The following is a 21405-nucleotide window of genomic DNA, read 5'->3' as shown; positions in this document are numbered from 1 at the left end:
CGGTGGCGATCTACATAGCGGACGAATCTCTTCGGATGGCAGGCCGGCGGCCGAGCCCGGTACAGACGATGGGCGTGCTGAACCGGCCCTGACAGTCCTTTCGCCGGAGTGGCTCTGCCGAAACTTGCCTCTTGGAGTAAGAGACGGCCGATACTTGCATGGTGACCACGATCAGGTTCGTAACCGAGGCATACGCGCCGAGTCGCATGGTCTATCTGCGGTGGGCGCCGACCTGGGATACCGACCGCGGTGGTGTCTGGAAAGACGGCGCCTGGACGTTCGACATTGACGAGGCGAAGTTCCCCGACGGCCTGGACTTCAAGTTCGTCCTGGCCCCGGGACGCTGGATGCTCGGCGACAACCTGCGGCTCAACGTCGACGAGTTGCCCGGGCAGCATGACTACGGCGACCAGCAGGTGGTCTTCGGCCCACAGACCGAGATCCAGATCGAGCGCGGGGCGGTGCCACAGCTGTTCTTCGCCCGCAACCTGGATCCCATCCACGAATACGACGTGATCGTGGTCGGTTCCGGCATGGGCGGCGGCGTGCTGGCCTCCCAGCTCGCGTCGGCCGGCGCCGACGTACTGGTGGTGGAGGCCGGGTCGTACCTGTTCCCGACGCATGTGGGGAATTTGCCCCGGCGCCTTCGGATCGGCCAGTTCGACAAGCACATCTGGTCGCTGTGGGACGACTTCAAGGTGGTCAATTACGTGAACACGCCCGGGTCGCAGTTCGCTGGCGGCCAAGGGTTCAACCTGGGGGGCCGCTCGGTGTTCTGGGGCGGGCTGATCCCGCGGCAGACCGCCTGGGAACTGGCGGCCTGGCCGGCCCCGATCCGACAGTACCTGCTTGGGGGCGGCTACGACGCGGCTGAGGCTGCGCTGAACCGGACCGTACCGCCAGCGGCTGCCTACCAGGACGCCGTCCGTGCGGCCCTGCCCGGGCTGATGCCGGGGTTCACCGCGGTCGACGCGCCGATGGCGGTGCAGTATCGGGGCGCCACATCGCTGGCCATCGCGACCGGGCTGTTCTCTACCGCCGACCTGCTTCTGGAGGAGCGGCTGCTGGACGACCCGGGTCACCCGCTGCCGACGGTGAACCTGAACCTCGCCGTGCAGCGGGTCTTGACCGACGGGGACCGGGCCACCGGCGTGCAATGCTGGGACCTGCTCGGTCGGCGGCCGCGTACGTTCGCGGGTCGGCATGTGGTGCTGGCGGCGGGCACGATCGAGTCCGCCAAGATTGCCCTGCAGACCGGGTTGACGGATCCCAACGCACTGATCGGCCGTGGGCTGACCGACCACACCATCCGCTACCGGCACTTCACCCTGCCGCCGGACTCGCCGTTCGCCAGTGTCACCGACTCGGCCAAGGTGCTGTTGCAGCATCCGCACGCCGGTCCTGGTCAGCATGCCTTCGACGTGGTGGTTGAATTCGGCGCCGACTTCAACCAGGGCCGCTACGTCGATCCGCAGAACCTGGCTAGGGAGCGCCAGGCACGCGGTGACTGGATGCTGTGCGAGCTGGTGTTCATGTACTACGCCGAACTGAACCCGGCCAACGCGCTGATCGTCACCGCTGACCCGGGCGACGACGCGATCGTCACCGTGCACCCGACCCCGCCGCCGGCCGCGGTCCTGGCCGAGTCCGATCAGTTGGCCGCCGGCCTACTGGCCGGCCTGGGCGCGCAGCCGCTGCTGGGAGAGGTCGGCCTGGGCCTGCAGTACGCCGCGCTGGGTGGGGTTGCACACGAGGTCGGCACACTGCGCACGGGCGATGCCGGCGCCGGCGTGGTGGATCCGGACCTGCGCTTCCTGGCCTACGAGAATCTGTACGCCTGCGACAATTCCATTTTCCCGGCCTCTCCGGCAGCCAACCCGAGCCTCACCACCGTCGCCCTGGCGCTACGGCTAGCCGCGCACCTGAACGGGTGAGCACGCCGCCGACGGCAGGGGCCGGAAGACTTGGCGCGTGATGCCGTGACCGACGGGGCCAGCAGCATCCGGATCTGGCCGCAGGTTGCGCATCGTGAGGGCTCGTTGGCCGGCCAGCAACCGCTCGGGTCGGTGGGTCAGTTCAGTGGCGTTCGGTAGAGGACCTCGATGTGCACGATGTCGTCGTGCAGCACGTCGAGGATGAGGTAACCCGGCCAAGGCGGTTCGAGACAGAGAAAAAGGCCCACACATCGCCAAGATCACGCTTACGGATCTGGCCGCGAACCGCCCCCAACTGAGGGTCACGAGCGTCGTCCATGTTCGACACGCGGTCATGCCGAGTACAGGGCGCCGCACTAGCTAGCCGTCCTGACCTCTATGGCCGGCGACTTGGTCTCGGATCGTCCGTTCCCCAGCGGTCGTCGGGTTGCGCCCATCGCCTCCGGCGTGACATCTGGCGGCCAGCACCAGTAAGGTCGGCGGAGTTGGATCCGCAACGTTGATCCTGGAGCACCGGGACGTCCACCCGCGACAGCTCACCGATCACGCGCAAGATCCCCGCCGACACTTGGAGGGTCTTGCATGGATACGTCTCACCTGCCTCCGAGCCAGCCGATCTCTGAGGGCGTCAAGCTCATCACCGTTGTTGCCCCGAGCAAGGGCGAGGGCAGCAGCCCCACAGGTCTCGTCGGGCGACGCCTGGCCCAGCAGTTGCTCGCGGTCGGTGACCCGGTCCGGGCGTTTGCGGAGCCGGAGGAATGCAGCGGCTGGCCGGACGACGTGCACCTGGTGACAGGCTCCGTCAGTAAACCGTTGGCCTTCGGCGGGATCTTCGCCGGTGTCGACGCGATGTTCCTGGCCGGTGCGCATCCTGCGACCGTCGAAGCGACGCTCGCGTTGGCTCGTGACGCCGGTGTTCGGCGGGTCGTGCTGCTGTCCTCCCACGGACCGGAGTACGAGCAGTGGAACCCGCCGGAGACATGGTATTGGCTCGCCATCGAAAGGGCTGTGGAACATTGCGGCATCGCGTGGACGCACATCCGACCATCGGCCGTGATGGGCTCGGTCATCAGCGGTACGTATCCCGCGACCGGCTCGGACTGGGCCGACTCGATCCGCACCGAGGGCGTCGTCCGGGAAGCCTTTCTGGACAACGGGCACTACCCGTTCATCCATGAGGACGATCTGGCGGCCGTAGCAGCGGCGGCAATGCGCACGGACCGCTACATCGGCTCCATCCTCGAGGCGGTGGGCCTGCCCCTGTCAACCCGGGCACGAGTGCGCAGCATCGCTGAGGCCATCGGCCGCGATATCCGCGGCATCGAGTTGACGTCCACCGAGAGCCGGGCAGTCTGGCAACGCAACGGCTGGCCCGACGGTGCCATCGACGTAACGCTGTACGCCCTTCAGGAATACGGTGCGCGCCTGGCCGAACTGACCGAGTGGACGCTCAGGCAACGCCCCTCCGTCACCGATATCATCGGCCGCCCACCACGCACATACGACGAATGGGCCGTCGAAAACGCTCACCTGTTCCGCTGACCGAAGGCAGCCGCACGACGGAAGGCGCACTCTCATGGCACCCCTCTTTGTCAAGCGGGGTTGGTGTTTGGTGTTCTAGGGTGGTGGTCGGTGGGTCCGGCAAGTGACTGTTCCGAACTGTTGACCTCGGGGTTTGGGTCAGTTGCGCTGGATTGCAGAGTCGCCCCCGGTTGTCCTCTCGGGCCGGTCCGGGATCGTTCGATATCGCGGGTCATCTGCCGGTAGACAGCGTCGGACAGGCGGCGTTTCAACGCTCGGATGGCTTCCATCGCGGTCTTTCCCTCGGCGAGGCGACGGCGGTAGTAGGCGCGGCCGGGGGTGTCGTGGCGGAGTTGGACGCTGGCCATTATGTGCAGGACGCGGTTGATGCGCCGGGTTCCCAGTTCGGGACAGGCGGTGGCGTTGCTGGTCGCCGGAGGAGGCGTCCAGGGTGCGGTGCCGTTCCAGGAGGCGAAGTGCCCGCGGCTGGCGAAGCGGCGGATATCGCCGATGTCGCCGATGAGTCGGGCGGCGCCGGACGGTCCGATGCGATCCCGAAGCTACCGAACGTCACCGGCGGTGCCGTCGATCCTCCGCTCGTGTCGATGAGCGCATGCCCTATCTTCCCCCAACTGAATCACCGAAGGTTGGTCGACCTATCCTACGACCTGTCTCTGTAATCCAATCAATGTGTCCGGAGACAGGACGAGGCACGTACGAACCGAACGAAACATTTCCGCCCTGGAGCGACAGCACAATTGCTCCGATCAAGTCACTCAGGCCGCGTACCGTCACGGGTTCGATGCTCAACGGTCGAATACCAGCATCCAGTGTCGCAAGGAAGACCGCCCCGCAGTTCCGGCCGGGAGTGTGATCGACAACCAAATTGCTTCCGCCCCAGCCTGAAGAGAGGGGAATCCACAGCGGGTCCCATTCCCCGCCGGACGGAAGGTCCTGCTCCAACTCGTTCCTAGAGTTCCATTCGCGCAAAATCCCAATCGTACCTAAGAAGTAGAAACTTGGCCACAGCCGGAATCCTTCTAGCGTTTGTTCGGATCCGTTGTGTCAGCGCAGCAGCTCAACGAGGTCCGAATGCAAACTCGCTCCGACGCTATCCTCCAGGGCAGAAATCTCAGCATCGGTGGCTGGAGCGCGAAGCATCGACAACGTCTCGATGGTGGTCCGTGTCATCCACCCGTCCAGCCACTCAAGGTCTGCAGTCAAGGGCATAAGTGCAGGCTAGGAGCAGTAGAGCGCGATGCGGGGCGCATGACCGAATTTCGGCTGGCTCCAGCAGATACCAGCGGCGGACGGCGAGTCGGCGGTATGCCGGTAGACATAGCCGATATGTCACCATACGCAGCCCTGGACCGCGCGGCCGCAGACAGACAACACCCATCTGCCTCACAGCGCCGCTCGATCACACACGTGTCCGCTGATGCCGCTGCCGGTGCGCGCCGCCCGGTCGCCGCTTGTCACGGTCGGTAACCGGCGCCCTCGTCGCCCAGCTTCCTGAACCGCCGAGTTGGGTGCGTCTTTGAAGACGGCAAGTCAGTAGGTCTGGCGCCATCACTCGGCTGAGAATGCTGTGCATGAGTGATCACGACGCCCGAGGAGCGAACGAGCAGGAGCAGATACTGGCGGGCGGCAATATGGGCGGGGCCGTGCGCGTGGGTGTCAGCGTGCGCCGCTGTGCCGGTGCCTGGAGCCCGACGATCCAGCGACTCCTACGGCACCTCAGACAGCATGGCTTGTACTGGGTTCCTGAGCCCCTCGGGCGCGATCAGGACGGCCGCGACAGCGTCTCTTACCTGGCCGGTGAAGTGCCGCAGTACCCGCTGCCGGACTGGATCTGGAGCGAAGACATCCTTGCGGACGCGGCCCGGCGCCTGGCCCAGTTGCACGCAGCGAGCGCGGAGTTCGACACCACCGATGCGAGCTGGCAGATCCCTGTCCACGAGCCGGTCGAGGTCATCTGCCACAACGACTTCGCCCCCTACAACATGGTCTTCGTCGATGGTCGGCTCACCGGGGTCATTGACTGGGACACCGCCTCTCCTGGCCCGCGGGTCTGGGACCTGGCCTACCTCGCCTACCGGCTGGTGCCCCTGACCGATCCGGCCAACGGTGACGGCCTGGACAGCAACGTAAGCCAGCGAGCCCGACGCCTACGCCTGCTCTGTGACGCCTACAGCCGCGACCACGGCCACGAGGTGGGCCCGGCGGCTGTCCTTCCTGCCACGGTTCAGCGGCTGCATGACCTCGCCCACTTCACCCAAGCTCGCGCAGACGGCGGCCAAGATGAGCTACGCAGCCACGTCGACCTCTACCGGCGAGACACCGCATGGATCTCCGTCCACACCAGAGCCCTGAACGATAACGCCGGCTGAGGCTGTCACCGCAGCCGACGCGCATCGGAGCTGAACGTCCGCTCATGCCGCGGACAGCGCGGCCGTGCTGATCCGCTGCGGACAGCGCGGCCTTGCTGATCTAGCCGCGCTCCGTGCGCAACGAGGTGTGATGCTGGTGGCCCCCGCGCGGCTGGCGGAGGTGACGGCGAGAGGGTGCGGGCGCGGGTCTTGGCCAGGGTTGCTGACGTCCTGGTCGTCGCCGGGTACGGAGCCGGCATCGTTGGACGGTCAGGTCCCAGGACGAGGCGCTCCTTCCGGCTCTGGAGAAGGTTCTGCGTCGGAGTGCAAGTCGTTCATCGAGCTGCTGGACCGGTCACGGCCGGTCTCTTATGCCGGGGAACGTCTTCTGGACCGTCCGTTGGATCCGCTCAGTCGGTGATCTCGACGCCGCGGGCGGCGAGGCGTACGAGAACGTCCGGATCGTCGAGCCGGGCCAGCCCGACGTCCAGCGACGCCAGGGCGGGCAGCGTCTCCAGCACGGACGCGGCATGGCACTCGCCGGTGAGGACGACCGACGCCAGTACCGGATGGCCCCGCAGCGGGCTCAGGTCGAGCGGATCGGGGTGGTATCCGTGGCCGTCGAGGCTGAGTTCTCGCATCGCCGCCAGCGCGTCGATACCGGCCAGCGACCGGAGTTCGTAGTCGTCGGACTCGCCTCCCGTGTAGGCGTCGAGGATCTCCTCGATGAGCATGTAGATGTCGCTGCCGCCGTCGAACTGGATGACCTCGACCCTCGCGACCGCGTCGGCCGGTAACGCCAGTGCGTGCAACCCGTTCACGGCCGGTGACAGTTTGTCCCAGCCCTCGCCGGGCGGATTGCCGATCCCGACCGCGATGTCGGCCCGGCTCAGGACGCCGTTCTCCAGCAATGCCCCGACGACCGCGAGGTGCAGGCCGCGGTCGGGGAAGGTGACAAGCTCGGCACTCATGATCGTGAGAGTACGAACCGCGCGCCAGGCGGGTCAGCGCTTTCAGGTATCGCGTTGCCGGTACTCGCTTCGCGAAGCCGTTGGGACTCGCCGCGCACCGCTGTACGACGTGCTTCTCACGCGTCCCGATCTCGATCCGCTGACGAAGGTCGGGAGATCCAGGACCGCATGGGACCTGATCGCGAAGACCCGGACCGAGGTGCTTCGAGCGCGGCTGACGAAGCATTTCGGGCTGGGGTGCGAACACGACGTGGGGCCGCCATTTCCGGGCTGGCCGACGCGATCGAGCTGATTGGCGTGGACCTCGTCGACGCTTTCGACCCGGCACCGTCCGGGCCGGGGCTGCGGCTGATCTGCGCGCCGGCGCTGGTGTGGACGCCCACCCGATCGTTCGATCTGATCACCAGCGTGCACGGGATGCACTACCTGAGCGACAAAACTCGCCCTGCTGAGCCGCGCCGCAGGCTGGCTGACCCCGGGCCCGACGATTCGTCGCCGACCTCGACCTGTCCAGCATCCGGCTCGTCGACGGAGCACCCGCCGGGCGCCGCCTGACCGCCCGGCTCCGAGCCGCTCGGTTCACCTACGACCGACGGCGACGCCGCATCAGCTGCACCGGTCGCCGCGAGGTCGACCTGCCCTACACCTACGCCGGCGCCGACCACCGCGCCGGCCCAATCACACCGGCCAACCGGCCGTGAACTCCTACTACCGCGACTGCCACCCCAGATAGTCGAGCTTCCTGTCATGCCGCCGTCCGGGCATGTATGTAGACCTGTTCGTCCACGTGTCCGTGGTCGCCGGGTCGGAACCGCTGCAGCAGGGCGACCGGGTCCGGTACACGGTGCGTCAGAGCGACCGAGGCCCGCAGGCCGACTGCGTGACCCGCCTCTGACCTCTGAACACATGCTCATCTGGCCGCTGTCCGGGCGTTCACGTATCTATCCGGGGGGCTACCGAACGTTACCGGCGGCGGCGCCCTTGGCCTTCCGCTCGTGCCGAATAGCGGATACCGAGGGCCCGGACCGACCTGCAGTCTCAGGGCGTCCACGCCTCAGGGGAACTCCAGTTCGTGGCACCATGGCTCGTGGTCATCGACTGGCAGGCAGTGTGTGGTTTTGACCCGGCCCAGCTTCAACGGGTGCTGCTCGCAGAGCTGGACAACCTGATGGGCGGGCTCTCAGAGCACCAAGAGGATGATCGGCTCGCCGGGCTACCGGCACCTCTTCGCGTCATGTGGTTGTTGAGCTGGCTCGACTTCGAAGTCACCCATGGATCGTTGCTTGCCTACTTCTACAACTCTCATGGCAGGCACGCTGCGCTGGCGGAGCAGGCGCTGCGCGACATCGGAGCCGTCCAGATGGCCGACGTACTCATGCGTGCCCGACAGTCGGTGGATGCAGAAAACGAACAGTGGGCGGCGCAGCGTGCGGTGCTTGGCCTGCCCCACGCGGTGGTACGTCCGTACGAGGGCTTACCGAGCGGCGAGGCGCTTGTCGGACTCACTGATCTGTACTGGGCGGCAGCCGACGAGGAGGACTGGGGCGACAAGCTGGATACGTTCCTGTTGACCGCTGTACAGCAAGAGGCATGCCGAGATGATCGCTGAGAAGCCGCGAGTCCTCGGACGGGAAACGCACGGGTCTGCCGCTGTCGGTGCGCACCGGCCTGGCCGCCACCTCTCACAGCTCGTGACCGACGCCCTCGCCGTTCGGCATCCTGAACTGCCGAATTGAGTGCACCCGTCGGGGCATGTCGAATATCGTCAGCGGTCGGTCGATTGAGCGATGGGGGCCTGAAGCGCCTGTTTCGCGGTGGGCCAGTCGTCGTCGAGCAGCGAGTAGACGACAGTGTCGCGCCAGGAACCGTCGGCGCGGCGGCGATGCTTGCGCAGCACGCCCTCTCGGACTGCGCCGAGGCGTTCGATCGCTGCGCACGGCTGTTGCGGATGTCGGTGACCCACACGACCCGTACGCTGCCGAGTGTGTCGAACGCATACGTCATCAACAGCAGCTTCGCCTCGGCGTCGACCCCGGTGCCCCACCACCGTTGCCCGAGCCACGTATAGCCGATCGTCACCGACCGCCGCACCGGGTCGACATCGGTCAGCGACGTCGTGCCGGCGAACTCACCGGTGGCGGCGTCGATTTGCGCATACGGGAACCGCCGGCCGTGTGCCCGGCCGGCCGGGGCCGTAGTGATGTGCGAGGCGGCGGCGTCGACGGTCCCGGGCGCTGCCAACGCGCCACCGACCGGGCTCTGCCACCGGAAGACCTCGGCGGACTGCGTCGCGGTGCCGGTGGCCGCGAGGTATCCGGGGGTCTGCGCGGTGATGGCCGGGTACCGCTCCTACACCGCGATCGGCGAATGGGTGGCGGAGCTGCCTGACGGCGGGGTGTCCTCGACGAGACGCGGATCGGCGGCGCGCGGTGGGACATCGATGTCGACGTTGCCCGTTGTGCTCTGATCCCCGTCGATCAGTGTGTCCGTCTACCATCACCGTGTGAGGGTGGCGGCAGAACTTCTCATGCTGGCGGGTCTTCTGCTCGTGTCCTCAACCGCAGTGATCGTGTTCGTGGTGTGGGGCTCGTGGCGAAGCCTGCGCAGGCTGCGTCGGCTGATCAGCCAGATGGAGGACGGCCGTCTCGATCGCGGTGCGAAACTGCCGCACAGAGCGGCCGTCGCCGGCCGGATCACCACCGGCCGGCCGGGTCTACTCCGGGCACCGCGCTCGGGCACCGAATGCGTGTGGTACCAGGTCGAGTATGCCCGAAGCCCCAGTGACGGCGACCGCGTCGACCGGTGGATCGAACTGCACCCCGACGCGGAGCTGATCGCGGTCGCCGACCGGTCCGGCACTGTGTTCCTCACCCCCCGCCTGGCCCGCACCATGCTGGCGGGACCGGACATCGTCACGATCACTGCTGCCGGGTTCGACGGTGAAACCGCGTGGCAGGAGGCGGTAATCCCCCCTGGCCTCACGGTCTTCGCGGTCGGCAGGCCGCATCGCACGGACGCGCTCCGCAACATCCCGACAAGGGTTGTCGAGAAGGGACCGTGGTTCCTGCCGGGAGCCGGCTTCATGATGTCCACCGGCCGCCGGCCCTCCGCGGCCCAGGACGGCGTCGTGTTGGACACCGGCTGGCGGTCGCCGTGCGGAGTGACCACCCTGACCATCGACGAGGTCGTGCACCGAGATACCGCATGGCACAGGTTCTACGTCGCTCTACTGATCGTGTTACCCCTCATCGGTGTGCTCTGCGTCGCTGCCGGCATCCTGGGCCTGCGGGCGACCCGGCCTGTGGCCGGTCATGACACGACGTGGCGCGTAGCGCAGGAGAGCGTTGCGCAGCTCCACGATCGCGTCGGCGTCGGGAAACTCCCGACGCAGCCCGCGGACCACCCGGTGCCGGCCTTGTACTGGTCCGGTGCCGTCGTCGAACTCCACACAACACTCGCCGGCCGGCCGCGGACTGCTCCAGAACTCCGTTCCCGCTTCGACGTGGTCCGGTCCGACGTACACGGTCATCCGTCGCACCTGCGGCCAGGACAGCCGGCGCCCCGGCCGGCCCCCCAGATACACACCATCCCTGCCGAGCGTGAGCTCGACGCCGTCGGTGTCGACGTCGCGGTCCATGAGCACGACGCCGCTCAGCACCAGCACGGTCAGTGTCATGCCGCCGCCGATGATCGCGACCACGGGGCTCGGGACGTTGTCGCCAGCGACCAGGACGGCGGCCATCACGACCGCCGTGAACACGCCACCGCACAGCCAGATCCACACGACGGTCCGCCATCGGTCGTGGCGCACGACGTACCGGTCCTCCTCCATGGAGCCACATTGTGCCGAACCGGTGCGAGGGAATGTGCTGCCGTCAGCATCGTGCGGTAACGGGCGCGCGCAGCGGTGTCCCGGCATTCACACCGTTTGACGATCACACCCTTGCTCGATCGCACTTCCGCCGCCGTGCGTCGATCCATCCCGCGGCTCAGCATGGCGATGTTCGGAACGACCGCTCATCACGCGCAAGAGCGACACCAGTTCGTGCCGACGTAGGCGGCGGTTGGACCGCCCTCGACGCCGGATAGGGCTGCCAGCCGAACGACGGCCGACAACGAGACCGCAGCCAAGCACGGGCATGGCGCGTACGGCGGTCAGCACTCACGCCGGATGCGAGACAATCAGGGTTGGGATGATCTACACAAACCAATAACCCGAGCTTACCGGGGCTTACCCCCTGATCTTGGACACGGGGGTTATGCGGCCGGGGACAGCGTAGCTGGCGTCGTTCGGACGCTGTTCTCGTAGTTGATCGGGGATCGGTGTCCGAGTCGGGAATGACGGCGGACGGTGTTGTAGCGGTGCAGCCATCGGAACGAGGTCAGGCGGGCGTCGCGTTCGTCGGTGAACGCGCGACGGCCTTGCAGCGTCTCGCGTTTGAAGGTGGCGTTGAACGATTCGGCCAGGGCGTTGTCGGCGGAGTTGCCGACCGCGGACATGGACTGTCGGACCCCGGCTGCGGCGCAGGCGGCAGCGAAGGCCCGAGAGGTGTACTGGGCGCCGTGGTCGGTATGCAGAATCGCCCCGTGCAGACTGCCGCGGGTCCGCTGAGCGGCGGCCAAGGCGTCGAGGACCAAGTCGGTCCGCATATGGTCGGCGATCGCCCAGCCGGCCAGCCGACGCGAGTGCAGATCGATAACCGTTGCCAGGTAGAGGAATCCGCGTTCGCCGACCGGCAGGTAGGTGATGTCGCCGACGTAACGGGCGTTCGGCGCCGCCGCGGTGAAGGCCCGACCGATCAGGTCCGGCGCCTTCACCGCGTTCGGGTCGGCGATGGTGGTGCGCCGCCGGCGACGCAGCCGGAGACCGGCCAGACCGATATCACGCATGACGCGGGCGACGCGCTTGTGATTGACCCGCTCCTGCCCGCCGTGGCGGCTGCCGGGATCCCGGAGTTCGGCGGTGACTCTTGGAACGCCGTAGGTGCCGTCGGAGGCGGTGTGCACGGCCCGGATCCGCACCGCCAACCGTGCATCAGCGGCCTGGCGTGCTGCCCGCGCCGGTGTGGCGGCCTTCCAGTGATAGAACGACGACCGGGCGATCCCGAGGACCCGGCACAACCGCTTCACGCCGAAGCGCGTGGAGTGGTCGGCGACGAACTGGAAGCGGTTCACCAGCGCGTCTCCCCGGCGAAATACCGGGCTGCCTTCCGAAGTATGTCCCGCTCTTCCTCCAGCTCACGGACCCGCCTGCGCAACGCCGCGTTCTCCGCCTCCGCGCAACGGATGCAGCGGGAATCCCAGGGTGCGCTCGGCCAGGTCCAGTTCCGCGGCGCCCAACGGAGCGGGCCGGCGTACCAGCGGCAGCATCGGCTCGTCCTCGGCGGCCCTCGCCGCGATCCGAGCCAGCACAGGGCCGTAGTCAGTCATGCTCACATCATCGCCGCACGCAGAACCGCCCGCTCACACGGCCACGCCATCCGCTCATGGCCGCGATCCGCGCCCACGGTTGTCGAGAAGTGCGCAGTCTGATCCGGGCCGCGCTCACCGAGCTCGGCGTTCAAGCGTCCGGTCGGTGGAGCTCTTCAGCCCGTACTGGGCGACGAACTCAAGAAAATCCGAAGCGACCTGCTCACGATCGTTCTGGTCATGGAAGTGGCACCAGACCTGCTCGTGACAGCGCCCGGCGGTGACCGGAAAACACCAGTAGTCGCCCGTCCCCACGTTGGCTAGCTTGATCTTTAACCTCGTCGTCGGGGTCGTGGTGTCGTTGTGGGCTTCTTGTTCTTCGATGTTTTTGTGCTGGTTGATGCTGTGACGATGTGGACGTCGTGGCGTTGGGCGGGGCGCTGGTTGGGGTGGCCGGCTGGTCGTCCGGGTCCTGGCCGGGTGGGTTTCGGTGCGGCTGCGGGGCAGGCGGTCTTTGTGCGGAGGTGACGGAATCCTCGCCGGACGCGGGCGGGGCTGAGCCGGTCGGGTTCGGCGGGTTTCTCCCACGGGCGGCGCAGGTCGGCGGCGAGGGGCCGGGCGAGGCGCAGTTGGGTGTAGGCGGCGAGGATGAGCCAGGTCCATCGGTCGGCTGCGGCGGGGTCGCGGGTTTTCGGGCAGGTCCAGCCGAGGGTTTGTTTCAGCATCCGGAATGTGTGCTCGATGTCGAAGCGGCGTAGGAATGCCTGCCAGAGCCGGTCGATGTCGGCCGGGCTGGTTGGGTCGGTGTCGTGGACGCCGGAGTACCACAGCCAGACCGGTTTCGGGATCGCGCCGGAGGGGAGGCGGCCGACGCGTAGATGGATGAGGGTGCCGGCGATGATCGGTAGGTCGCCTGATCCGGTCCAGGCGGCGCGGCGGGTGAGCCGGGGATGGAGCCGGTCCCACGCTGTCGCGGTGGCGGTGCCGTAGAGACGAGTTTCGGTTGTGGTGGACACGTCTGGGTCGCCCCAGGTTGCCGGGTCGGCGAAGACGAACTCGCTGCCATGGCGGGGTTTGCGGCCGCCGTGTTCGCGGGGCACCCACGGTGGTGGCTCACGGCGCAGTACCCGGTCCGAGCGCAGCCGGGCCAGGACCTGGACCGGCAGGTCGCGCAGTAGCCATGCCAGACGCGGCCCGTCGTATCCGGCGTCGGCGATGACCAGGACGTCGGGATCGCCCGGCTGCCACTGTCCGGCAGCGATCAGCCGTTGCAGGAGCTGACGCAACTGCACCGCGGTGATCGTCGCGGCGTCCATACCCGGGGTGAGCCGTTGGATGTCCAACGGCGCTGTCCACGACGATCGGCCCGGTTCCAGCGCGGCGATCACCGAGTACGGCCAGCCCGGAATCATGATCGCCTGACCTTTGCCCCGGCCGTAGGTGTGACACAGGATCCGCTCCGGTGACGTGTGCGCTTCCGGCCGCAGCCAGCAGGTGATATCGACGGCCAGCACGAGTCGCCCGTCGACAGCTCTGGGCAGCGGCACCCCGGCCAGCACCGTGCGCAGCCGCTCCACATCGATCCGCCCATCGGCGAGCGCCGCGTACGCCGATCCGTGACCCCTGCGATGCTCGCCGACCAAAGACAACTCGGCCAGCGACCGGACCGGCCCGTCGGCACACAGCACCGCGTCGGTCAGCTCGAACATCGCGTCCGCCCGCGATGTCAGGCAGCCGTAAAACTCCTGCCGGAATCTCCGCAGGTCCCCGAACGCTTTGCCCCGAACCGGATCATGCACACTGACCACCAGACGGCTCTTGGTTGTTGATCTCTTCCCTAGACAAGAAGAATGATCAACCAAGAGCCGTCGCCGTGATCAACCAGGGGCCACTGATCCCGCCACCGACGTTAAAGATCAAGCTAGATCAGCAAGGCCGCGCTGTCCGCAGCTAATCAGCACGGCCGCGCTGTCCGCGGCAGATGAGCGCGCTGGCGGCCGTTAATCGGTGTCGGTAATGCACAACAGCACGATTTCCGCGTGCTCACGGTCGATCAGGATGGATGTCGAGTCCCACGCGATGTCGAAGAACCATGAGCACCACCGCCGATGCGACCGGTAGACGTGGAAACGATCGTGGCGCTCGCCGACAATCGCTTCAACGAAGGCATCACCCAGCCGCTTGGCCTCCATCGGTGACCCGGGGAACGCCTCGTACGCTCCGCCGTGCACCAGCATTGCCGCTAGCTCGCCACCGAGGCTGAGCGTGCCCGACCACGACTCCTCAAATCTCAGGTCATCCTCGAGCGACTCGGGGATCTGCAGTTCGGGCAACGCCTCCCGGACGGCGGCTGAGCCCAGGAAGTGCGAGAAGAAGCCGAACTCACTGAAGCGGTTGCGCGCGGCGAACCAGCCGGTCACGTCGTCATCGACGACGCGGAAACCAGCCACCAGCGCACCGCCGTTGACGTGGGTACGGCGCAAGGCCAGGACGAGCTCATCAACGCCAGCCGCAGGAAGCGCCTTCGCCTGATAGCGCAGCCGTGCCCGGGCCCGCCGGACCGCTTGCTCGTCCGGCCGCGCCGCATCCCAATCGATCCTTGCCCACGACCCGTTCACGGCAAGAATCTAGAACGCGCGCAGCCTCAGCCGACACCGAATGGGCCGCACGCTTCTCGGCATGATCGGACGTTGGCAAGCGTCGCCCGCCGTCACCGTTGGGGATGAGCGGATAGCGACTACGCGATGTAGACCGCGTTCGCGACGGTCTCCGGGAGGTTCGCTCGGGTGTCGTTGCGGTCGCCCAACTCGTGGCCACTGTGCTGGCGGCCCTCGCGGGCGTGCCGCGACGGCCGTCGCCGCAGCAGGCGATGGACGCGCTCGTCCCGGTCGCGGTGAGGATGGCGGAGGCGCATCGAGGACTGGGTGCCGTGATCGAAAAGGTCAATGACGCGAGCACGGTTTCCGCGGCGGCGCTGCGGGGCGGGCAGCCGGGGCCGTTGCTGGCGCGGATCGGTGCGGTCCATCGGACTCTGCTCGAGGTGGTCGCACGGATCAACGCCACGATGGGCGATGTCGAGCCGGTGCTGGAGGAGGCGCTTCGAGCCGGTGTCTCGGGAAACGGACTGCGGGTGTCGCTGTACCCGGTAAGCGGTCACCGACGTCCGGTCCGCCGGGTTGGGTGCGTCAGGCCGCGCGCCGCCTCCCGCAGCGGCCGAACGAGGGACCGACGAGCGGCCTCGCGTTCGACGTGTCCGGTCGAGCGTTGTCGGCGCAGCCGTGGAGCAGCGGCCGTAACGTCGCCTCGACGAGTGGGTTGCGGCCGTTGCCCGGTCCGAAGGGGTTCCCGTGGACGTTGACGGATCATCTCGAGGCGATCGTGGCGCAGGAGATGCGTAAGCCCAATGCGCCGCGGGAGGTGGTCCTGGTGTCGAACAACGAGCCCTGCGTCGGCGACCCGTACGGTTGTGACCGGGTGGCGCGGCACATCATCCCGCAGGGAAGCCGGCTGACGATCTACATCCGTGACCCGGAAACAACGGCTGGTGTGCGGTTGCTCGGTACCTACGAGGGCACGGGGAAGGAAATCGCGTGAGCTACATCGTCACCTGGGGACGAGACAACCGCCGCACGGTCTCGACCGTCCAGGAACTGGACGCCGCCCTTGACGAAGCCACGGATTCCGGAACTCCGCGGGTCGTCGGGATCTATCCACCCGAACACTTCGCCGGCGACGCCTCGCCGTGGGACGAACCCGCTCCGCCGGCACTGCAGATCGGCGCCGGGCACCCCGACCGCGCCTTTGTGCTCTGGCTGGCTGCCGACGGCGGGATCGGTGTCGACGACGACCTGCCGCCGTGGCCGCAGGGTGTCGCGGACATCGCGTTCGACTACGCCGGCGACCCGGTGTTCGCCGGCGCGGACCGCGCACGGGTTGGTCCGTCGAGTGCGCGCGAGGCCGCACGCGAGTTCGTCGAGACAGGTGTCAGGCCGACCTGCGTGCGTTGGGTCGAGCAGCCGGCGTAGACGACCGACGGCACCGGCGAAGCCCTCACCTTCAGCCACCCCGCCGACGCCGAACAACTCGCCTTCAGCGCCGACGGGCGACAACTCGTCACACGCTACAAAACTCACCTTCGCGTCACCCCGTGCCAGGTATGCGGACCGATCGGTGAGGTACTCGCGCTGGCCGCACAACGCACCTTCGAGACTTCACACCAGAGGAGCGCGCGAATTACCTGCGCAACCCCGGATAGATAGCGAACGTCTCCCGCCGGCTGCCGTGCGCGGCGTCATGAGCGGTGCGCAGATGAGCCAGCAGAGAGGGCAACACCCGGACGAGGCCGGCGTACCGGCACGCGGCATGCAACCGGCCGGCGGCCGCGGGTTCGATCATTGCGGTGACACGACATCGCGGCAGCGGAACGTTCGAACGGTTCGACGACGAGAGCGACCTGACCGACGAGGTGAGAGCGTCCGTCCGGGCGGCGGCGGTGTCGGCCGCTTCGTCGACGTCGACAGGAAGGGTAATGTCATTGTCCTTGACGGGCACGGAACCGTGCGAGGCCGGGACCTCTGCGACAGAGGCGGACCACTGAGATGATCGACGATTCCACTGCGGCCGCCATCGCCGCCACTTGGCTCGACGCCTACTTTCGGCAGTCCGGAGAGTCGCCCGGCCGAAACGCTGTGCGCACCGCTCCTGAGTACACCTTCAAGGACGGCAAGTTCCTGGTCGTTCCCTGGAATTCGGCGGCTCTGCTCGACCACGGCGACGAAGAGGGCGAGTTGGCCGGAAACTGGCCGATCATGGTGGATCTGGAAACAGGGCGGTGCCGCCTCATGGAGGTCGACGAGTACGACGATCTCCGCGATCGGGGATTCTTTGTGTGATTAACGCAGCGTCGGCCGACAGTCGGCGGACGCGGTCGGAACCGTGTCGGTGAAATCGCCGCACCCGCACAAACGGGCGTAGGGAAACGGCGGAAGGTTCGCGCCGAAACGACGCTCGTGACGACAGCGCCCGGTCCGGCCGGAGGCGCGTGAACGGCGCCGTGACGGGTTCGATGGCCGCACATATCGCCGCTACGACACGGTGCCACTCGACATCGGTGGGGACCTCGACGATCGTATGGCCCGCTTCCGCTTCCGTCGCCGCGGGTGGAGCCGTGCCCCCGCAACCAATGGGCGTGCCCGGGCCCGACCGGACTCCGCGCCCTCGGTTCGTTCCGACGCATACGGCATTGGGGCAGGAGTATGCCGACGGTCGGCGAGTTGCCCGTTCGGGCTATCGCAGGCCCCGTCGGCTCGTCGTTGGCGATCGACCTGGCGCTGCGCGGTGTGCCGAGCATCGTGCTCGAGCGACGCGAGCGGGGAAAGCCCTTCCATCTGCGCACGAACATGACCAACGTTCGCTCAATGGAGCATTTCCGCCGGTGGGGCATGGCGGACGCACTGCGCAAGAACGACCCGGTCCCGGAGGACATCCGGCGCGACGTCTCGTTCGTGACCCGCCTCAACGGCCACCTGATCCTCAACCTGCCGCGCACCTACGAGTGGAGCGAGCCGCTGCCCTTCGCCTCCGAGGTTGCCGAGTGGGCGCCCAACGAGGGCATCGAGAAGACGATGTGGGGCCGGGTCGCCGAGCTGCCGCTGATCGACCACCGCAACGAGAACGAGGTCGCCACCTTCGCTCAGGACGACGACGGGGTCAGCGTCGAGGTCAAGGGCCCGGACGGCACGCCGTACACGATCCGCGGCGACTACCTGGTGCTCTGCGACGGCTCGCGCGGTAACCTGCGCCGGATTCTCAACGTGCGTCACGAGGGCCGCACCCTGGCGATGAGCCTGTCGTGGCACTTCCGATCCAAGCAGCTCAAGGAGCTTTGGAGCGCGGGACCGGCGGTCTCGATGGTCTACTTCTACAACGAGGACCGCGGCAGCGACCTGATCACCGCGCAGGGCCCCGAGACCTGGCAGTACTTCGCCGGCCCGACGCCCGCGGGCGTCGGCGGTGACGACTGGGAGCAGGTCAAGGAGCTCATCTTCAATGCGGTCGGGCAGGAGATCGACGTCGAGCCTCTTTCCGGTGGCGCCTTCGCGGAGAACTCCCTGCTCGTCCCCCGCCTCGACCTCGGCCGGATCATGCTCGCCGGCGACGCGGCCCCACATGGTCTCGCCCCAGGGCGGCTTCGGCATGAACTCCGGCATCGGCGACGCCGCCGACCTCGGTTGGAAGCTTGCCGCGCTCATTCAGGGCTGGGGCGGGCCGGCGCTCATACCGTCGTACTCGATCGACCGGCGAGAGGCGGTCCGCTTCATCCAGCTGGGCTCAGAGGCCAACCACGCCCTTGGCGCTATCGAGCTGGTCCGGGACGGCCTCGAGGCAGAGGGCCCGAGGGCGAGGCGGTCAAGCAGGACATCCTCGAGCGCAAGCTGGTGCAGTCCAAGCGGATGGGCGGCCAGCTCGGCTACCGCTACTCGGCCTCGCCGCTGATCGTGCGCGACGGCACCGAGCGCGACCTGTGCCGACTACACCCCGTGCGCCGCGCCCAGCTCCCGCGCCCCTCACCTGTGGCTGGCGACGGAAGCTCGCTCTACGACCACTTCGGGCTCGGCTTCACCCTGCTCGACCCAGGCGGTATCGATGCGACAGAGCTGCTGAAGCGGGCCCAGGCGCGTGGCATTCCCATCGAGATCTTCAGGCCGGACGAGGTGGATCGCGAGTCGCTGCTGGGCATGTACGAGCGTCGTGCAGCCTTGGTCCGCTCCGACCACCACGTCGCGTGGCGGGGAGACGAACTGCCGGCCCAGATCGAGCACCTCCTCGACATCGTCACGGGACACGCCTTGTGGGGGCGCCTTGTGACCGGCTCCAAGGTCACGTTCGGTGTCGACGTCGACGCGGAGCGCGAGCGCGGTATGCAGGTGCGTCGGGAGGCGGTCGGCGACGCCGAGGTGGACGCATCGATCGCTAGGTCCACCCTGTTCAATGCGCCTTCTTCGATTACGTGACGAGTTCCGTCTGGGGCCGTGACGGGCTGGATCGTGGGACCCGCAGCTGCATCACCCTGGCTCCCGGGGAGATCTCGGAGGTTCTGCTGCACTCGGCGGCGTACGCCGGGGTGCCGAACGCTCGCGGCGCCATGCTGGTCGCCGAGCGGGTGCTGGACGAGCTGTTCGAGAGCGACGGATGACGACGGCCGGCTCGCCGGATCTGACACCACCGCTCCCGGAGATGAGAGTTCCTGCTGGCCATCGCCCTCGTCGACGCCACCGAACGCACGATGGCCGGTGCCCTCGACGCCTTCCAGGGCCAGTGGGGCACCGACCAGGTCCTGCTCTGCGCCGGCTCACTGCTGATCCTCACGCCGACATCAGCGCGCTCCTGCGAGGATCCGTGAAGGGATGGCCGGGTCGGCAGAAGGCGGTGTGACGTCCTCGTGCCGGCGCTCTCGTCCCGGTACGAATGGTGGTTGCCCCGTCCCTACGTCCATCCGCGGGTTGCCCGCCGTCGTCGATGCGGCGGTGGCGATCCACGCGGGGGACGGGCGGACGATGCCCTTGACGCGCCTCACGGCCGACCTTCATGGGTCCATCGGAGGACTGGCGCCGACGAGGCGGAAGGTGCGTACCTACCGACTTGCGACGGGACCTCCGGCCGGTTCGAACCGAGTGCGCCCGGTCCGTCGGCCGGGTTCCGTCAGTCGACGGGTCCGCCCAGATCGGCGTCGGAACCGTCGTCGCTGAACCAGGCCGTCGCCGCGAGGAAGCCGGTGAACCCGAGCACGATCAGCGGATACCGCCTGCCGGCGCCGGCCACCGCCAGCGTCGCGGCCAGTCCGACACCGACGAGCGCGGCCTGCACGCTCGTCGTGTGCCTGAACGGCCATCCGCGTCGATCGGCGACGTAGAACCAGGCGGCGGCGAGAACCACGCCGGTCCATAGTGCCGCCCATGCTGCCCCACCCCCGGCGAGGCTGCTGAACAAGGCGCAGAACATTCCGGCGATCAGCCCTGTCCAGCAGACGACACGGATCGCCTCGCCGAGGCGTGGGTACCGGGAGCCCACGTCGCACCTCCGCCGAATCGACGTCGCGCCGCCGGGGCGACACATTGACATTCTTACGAGTGCCTACAAAGGATTCTCGGCTGCGCGCGGGTGGTGGCCGGCGGCGCGCCGGGCCGGCAGGCCGCGCGGAACGCCACCGGCTCAGACCTCGTGAAGGAGATCGGCGATGGCGACGGCGATGGCAGCCGACTCGGGATCCAGCGGTCGTGACATCGCATCGAGTACGGTCCGGCCCATCAGCAGGACGTCGCGCACGTCTTCGGCGCCGTTCTCGCGGGCGAGCATGGCCAGGTCGTAGACGGCGGCCAGGCACGGCGCGTGGGTGTTGTGTCCCTCGGCGGTCAGTGTCCACCATTCCTCGACCGCCGCGTTGGCGGCCGAACGCAGATCGATGATCTCGTCGTCGAGTGTGCGCTGCAGGCGGACGGCTGCCGACAGTGCCTGGGCGCGGCGACGCCGGTCCTCGGCGGTCAGTTCGGCGCCGATGATGTAACTGGCCTCCAGCGACAGCACGTAGGCGTGCAGGACGTCGAGCCGCGGCGTGGTGGTGAGCAGCCGCAGCACTTCGGCCCAGGACCATCGCGCCCGGGCCAGGTCCGAAGGCGACGCCTGGCCCGCCTGCGCCCGCAGTTCGTAGGTGTCGAGGGCAGCCGACCCCGTCCGGACAACGTCGTCCGCCGTCGCCGGCCGCGCGTCGAGGTCGTAGGGCACATCCCTCATGAGACCCGCGGCGGTGTCGTGGGCCATCAGCCGAGCCAGGCGCAGCTGTGCGTCGGCGCCCTGGTTCACCGCCGCGGGCATGACCTCGGCCAGCTCCTGGTACAGGTCCACCGATCGGCGTGCGTCCGGGATGCCGGCCGAAGGCCGGCCCAGATCTTCGAAGATCGCGGCCCGGTTGTAGAGCTGCCCGGCCAGCACATACCGGGTCGGCTGGTCGTCGGGCCACTGCGCAAGCAGCCCGCCCAGCAGTTCTATGCCGGCATCGGCGTGCTCTTTCGCATCGGCGGCCCTGCCCCGCAGCCGTAGCTCGACAGCCTGCAGCCCGAGTGTCTCGGCCTGACGCTCCCGTTCCCGCCGGCTCAGCTCCATCGACGGCGACGATATCGCATCGATCGCCATTTGATTCGGCGG

At 67.8% G+C, this 21405-nt stretch carries 21 protein-coding genes and 5 pseudogenes; 14 read left to right on the top strand and 12 right to left on the bottom strand.

The features are described 5' to 3' along the window. Window positions 1–158: 158 nt before the first annotated feature. The gene (locus Val02_RS41280; protein WP_203904799.1) at window positions 159–1934 is read left to right on the top strand and encodes a GMC oxidoreductase; all 1776 of its coding nucleotides are present in this window, start codon (window positions 159–161) and stop codon (window positions 1932–1934) included. A 582-nt stretch (window positions 1935–2516) separates the two neighbouring features. Continuing rightward, window positions 2517–3476: an SDR family oxidoreductase gene (locus Val02_RS41275; protein ID WP_203904798.1), complete on the top strand. Its 960-nt coding sequence runs from the start codon at window positions 2517–2519 to the stop codon at window positions 3474–3476. 50 nt (window positions 3477–3526) lie between these two features. On the opposite strand, the gene Val02_RS48800 is transcribed toward Val02_RS41275, so the two are convergent. Continuing rightward, the gene (locus Val02_RS48800) at window positions 3527–4003 is read right to left on the bottom strand and encodes a transposase (RefSeq protein WP_203904810.1); all 477 of its coding nucleotides are present in this window, start codon (window positions 4001–4003) and stop codon (window positions 3527–3529) included. A 1044-nt stretch (window positions 4004–5047) separates the two neighbouring features. On the opposite strand from Val02_RS48800, the gene Val02_RS41265 reads away from it, so the two are divergent. Next, window positions 5048–5845, top strand: a complete 798-nt coding sequence (locus Val02_RS41265; protein WP_203904797.1) for a phosphotransferase enzyme family protein — start codon at window positions 5048–5050, stop codon at window positions 5843–5845. 389 nt (window positions 5846–6234) lie between these two features. Here the strand turns inward: Val02_RS41265 and Val02_RS41260 are convergent, their stop codons facing one another. Beyond that, on the bottom strand, window positions 6235–6795 hold the full coding sequence (locus Val02_RS41260; RefSeq protein ID WP_203904796.1) for a DUF6892 domain-containing protein: 561 nt from the start codon (window positions 6793–6795) through the stop codon (window positions 6235–6237). Window positions 6796–7092: 297 nt separating this feature from the next. Between Val02_RS41260 and Val02_RS41255 the strand changes: the two genes are divergently transcribed. The 3 genes from Val02_RS41255 to Val02_RS41245 all read left to right on the top strand — a co-directional run bounded on the left by Val02_RS41255 (window position 7093) and on the right by Val02_RS41245 (window position 8404). Continuing rightward, window positions 7093–7350 carry a class I SAM-dependent methyltransferase gene (locus Val02_RS41255; protein WP_203904795.1) on the top strand — a complete coding sequence of 86 codons (258 nt, stop codon included), beginning with the start codon at window positions 7093–7095 and terminating at the stop codon, window positions 7348–7350. Window positions 7351–7558: 208 nt separating this feature from the next. Continuing rightward, complete coding sequence (locus Val02_RS41250; RefSeq protein ID WP_203904794.1) at window positions 7559–7690, top strand: cold-shock protein; 132 nt, start codon at window positions 7559–7561, stop codon at window positions 7688–7690. A gap of 192 nt (window positions 7691–7882) precedes the next feature. Beyond that, entirely contained in the window at window positions 7883–8404 is a 522-nt protein-coding gene (locus Val02_RS41245) for a DMP19 family protein (protein WP_203904793.1), read from the top strand. 156 nt (window positions 8405–8560) lie between these two features. Here Val02_RS41245 and Val02_RS48465 read toward each other — a convergent pair whose 3' ends face one another. Together Val02_RS48465 and Val02_RS47920 are read right to left on the bottom strand one after the other, a co-directional pair. Further along, the gene (locus tag Val02_RS48465) at window positions 8561–8692 is read right to left on the bottom strand and encodes a hypothetical protein (RefSeq protein WP_275415667.1); all 132 of its coding nucleotides are present in this window, start codon (window positions 8690–8692) and stop codon (window positions 8561–8563) included. An 89-nt stretch (window positions 8693–8781) separates the two neighbouring features. Then, window positions 8782–9036 (bottom strand): annotated as a pseudogene (locus Val02_RS47920) (GNAT family N-acetyltransferase); the annotation flags it as partial. Between the two features lie 268 nt (window positions 9037–9304). Here Val02_RS47920 and Val02_RS41235 point away from each other — a divergent pair. Further along, on the top strand, window positions 9305–10687 hold the full coding sequence (locus Val02_RS41235) for a hypothetical protein (protein WP_203904792.1): 1383 nt from the start codon (window positions 9305–9307) through the stop codon (window positions 10685–10687). Between the two features lie 365 nt (window positions 10688–11052). On the opposite strand, the pseudogene Val02_RS41230 reads toward Val02_RS41235, so the two are convergent. The 5 genes and pseudogenes from Val02_RS41230 to Val02_RS41210 all read right to left on the bottom strand — a co-directional run. Continuing rightward, window positions 11053–12071 (bottom strand): annotated as a pseudogene (locus tag Val02_RS41230) (IS3 family transposase); the annotation flags it as partial. Beyond that, window positions 12034–12225 carry a hypothetical protein gene (locus Val02_RS41225; protein WP_203904790.1) on the bottom strand — a complete coding sequence of 64 codons (192 nt, stop codon included), beginning with the start codon at window positions 12223–12225 and terminating at the stop codon, window positions 12034–12036. The pseudogene Val02_RS41230 and the gene Val02_RS41225, both read right to left, overlap by 38 nt. A 114-nt stretch (window positions 12226–12339) precedes the next feature. After that, window positions 12340–12519 (bottom strand): SMI1/KNR4 family protein, encoded by a 180-nt coding sequence (locus Val02_RS41220; protein WP_203904789.1) that lies wholly within the window; start codon window positions 12517–12519, stop codon window positions 12340–12342. A gap of 17 nt (window positions 12520–12536) precedes the next feature. Further along, window positions 12537–14012: an NF041680 family putative transposase gene (locus Val02_RS41215; protein WP_203904809.1), complete on the bottom strand. Its 1476-nt coding sequence runs from the start codon at window positions 14010–14012 to the stop codon at window positions 12537–12539. A gap of 192 nt (window positions 14013–14204) precedes the next feature. Beyond that, entirely contained in the window at window positions 14205–14822 is a 618-nt protein-coding gene (locus Val02_RS41210) for a hypothetical protein (protein WP_203904788.1), read from the bottom strand. Window positions 14823–15073: 251 nt separating this feature from the next. Here Val02_RS41210 and Val02_RS48795 point away from each other — a divergent pair. From Val02_RS48795 to Val02_RS41195, 3 genes and pseudogenes are all read left to right on the top strand, one after another. Beyond that, a pseudogene (locus Val02_RS48795) lies at window positions 15074–15247 on the top strand (DUF6244 family protein); the annotation flags it as partial. 131 nt (window positions 15248–15378) lie between these two features. Then, window positions 15379–15798, top strand: a pseudogene (locus tag Val02_RS41200) (DddA-like double-stranded DNA deaminase toxin); the annotation flags it as partial. Beyond that, a complete protein-coding gene (locus tag Val02_RS41195; RefSeq protein WP_203904785.1) occupies window positions 15795–16229 on the top strand; it encodes an Imm1 family immunity protein in 435 nt (144 codons plus the stop codon). The pseudogene Val02_RS41200 and the gene Val02_RS41195, both read left to right, overlap by 4 nt. Before the next feature lie 208 nt (window positions 16230–16437). On the opposite strand, the gene Val02_RS41190 is transcribed toward Val02_RS41195, so the two are convergent. Continuing rightward, window positions 16438–16755 (bottom strand): hypothetical protein, encoded by a 318-nt coding sequence (locus tag Val02_RS41190; RefSeq protein ID WP_203904784.1) that lies wholly within the window; start codon window positions 16753–16755, stop codon window positions 16438–16440. 47 nt (window positions 16756–16802) lie between these two features. Here Val02_RS41190 and Val02_RS41185 point away from each other — a divergent pair, with 47 nt between their 5' ends. The 4 genes and pseudogenes from Val02_RS41185 (at window position 16803) to Val02_RS41170 (ending at window position 19399) form a co-directional block, all read left to right on the top strand. After that, window positions 16803–17096, top strand: coding sequence for a hypothetical protein (locus Val02_RS41185; protein WP_203904783.1), 294 nt, complete (start codon window positions 16803–16805; stop codon window positions 17094–17096). Window positions 17097–17459: 363 nt separating this feature from the next. Next, window positions 17460–18356 (top strand): annotated as a pseudogene (locus tag Val02_RS48790) (FAD-dependent monooxygenase); the annotation flags it as partial. Next, window positions 18253–18699: an FAD-dependent monooxygenase gene (locus tag Val02_RS48785; protein WP_203904808.1), complete on the top strand. Its 447-nt coding sequence runs from the start codon at window positions 18253–18255 to the stop codon at window positions 18697–18699. The pseudogene Val02_RS48790 and the gene Val02_RS48785, both read left to right, overlap by 104 nt. A gap of 514 nt (window positions 18700–19213) precedes the next feature. Further along, complete coding sequence (locus Val02_RS41170; RefSeq protein ID WP_239153722.1) at window positions 19214–19399, top strand: carboxymuconolactone decarboxylase family protein; 186 nt, start codon at window positions 19214–19216, stop codon at window positions 19397–19399. Window positions 19400–19905: 506 nt separating this feature from the next. On the opposite strand, the gene Val02_RS41165 is transcribed toward Val02_RS41170, so the two are convergent. Together Val02_RS41165 and Val02_RS41160 are read right to left on the bottom strand one after the other, a co-directional pair. Further along, a complete protein-coding gene (locus tag Val02_RS41165; protein WP_203904782.1) occupies window positions 19906–20274 on the bottom strand; it encodes a hypothetical protein in 369 nt (122 codons plus the stop codon). A gap of 141 nt (window positions 20275–20415) precedes the next feature. Beyond that, window positions 20416–21393, bottom strand: a complete 978-nt coding sequence (locus Val02_RS41160; protein WP_203904781.1) for a hypothetical protein — start codon at window positions 21391–21393, stop codon at window positions 20416–20418. Window positions 21394–21405 lie beyond the last annotated feature (12 nt).

The sequence above is a fragment of the Virgisporangium aliadipatigenens genome (assembly GCF_016863615.1).
Lineage (GTDB): Bacteria > Actinomycetota > Actinomycetes > Mycobacteriales > Micromonosporaceae > Virgisporangium > Virgisporangium aliadipatigenens.
Note: the sequence above shows the minus strand (reverse complement) of the source record. Positions and strands in the feature narration are given on the sequence as shown.

What these genes read in the sequence shown, in the direction of transcription:
- Val02_RS41185 (WP_203904783.1), top strand. Translation starts at nt 16,803, where the DNA reads ATGATCGACGATTCCACTGCGGCCGCCATCGCCGCCACTTGGCTCGAC.
- Val02_RS41225 (WP_203904790.1), bottom strand. Translation starts at nt 12,225, where the DNA reads ATGACTGACTACGGCCCTGTGCTGGCTCGGATCGCGGCGAGGGCCGCC.
- Val02_RS41260 (WP_203904796.1), bottom strand. Translation starts at nt 6,795, where the DNA reads ATGAGTGCCGAGCTTGTCACCTTCCCCGACCGCGGCCTGCACCTCGCG.
- Val02_RS41250 (WP_203904794.1), top strand. Translation starts at nt 7,559, where the DNA reads ATGTATGTAGACCTGTTCGTCCACGTGTCCGTGGTCGCCGGGTCGGAA.
- Val02_RS41275 (WP_203904798.1), top strand. Translation starts at nt 2,517, where the DNA reads ATGGATACGTCTCACCTGCCTCCGAGCCAGCCGATCTCTGAGGGCGTC.
- Val02_RS41280 (WP_203904799.1), top strand. Translation starts at nt 159, where the DNA reads ATGGTGACCACGATCAGGTTCGTAACCGAGGCATACGCGCCGAGTCGC.
- Val02_RS41265 (WP_203904797.1), top strand. Translation starts at nt 5,048, where the DNA reads ATGAGTGATCACGACGCCCGAGGAGCGAACGAGCAGGAGCAGATACTG.
- Val02_RS41160 (WP_203904781.1), bottom strand. Translation starts at nt 21,393, where the DNA reads ATGGCGATCGATGCGATATCGTCGCCGTCGATGGAGCTGAGCCGGCGG.
- Val02_RS48785 (WP_203904808.1), top strand. Translation starts at nt 18,253, where the DNA reads ATGCGGTCGGGCAGGAGATCGACGTCGAGCCTCTTTCCGGTGGCGCCT.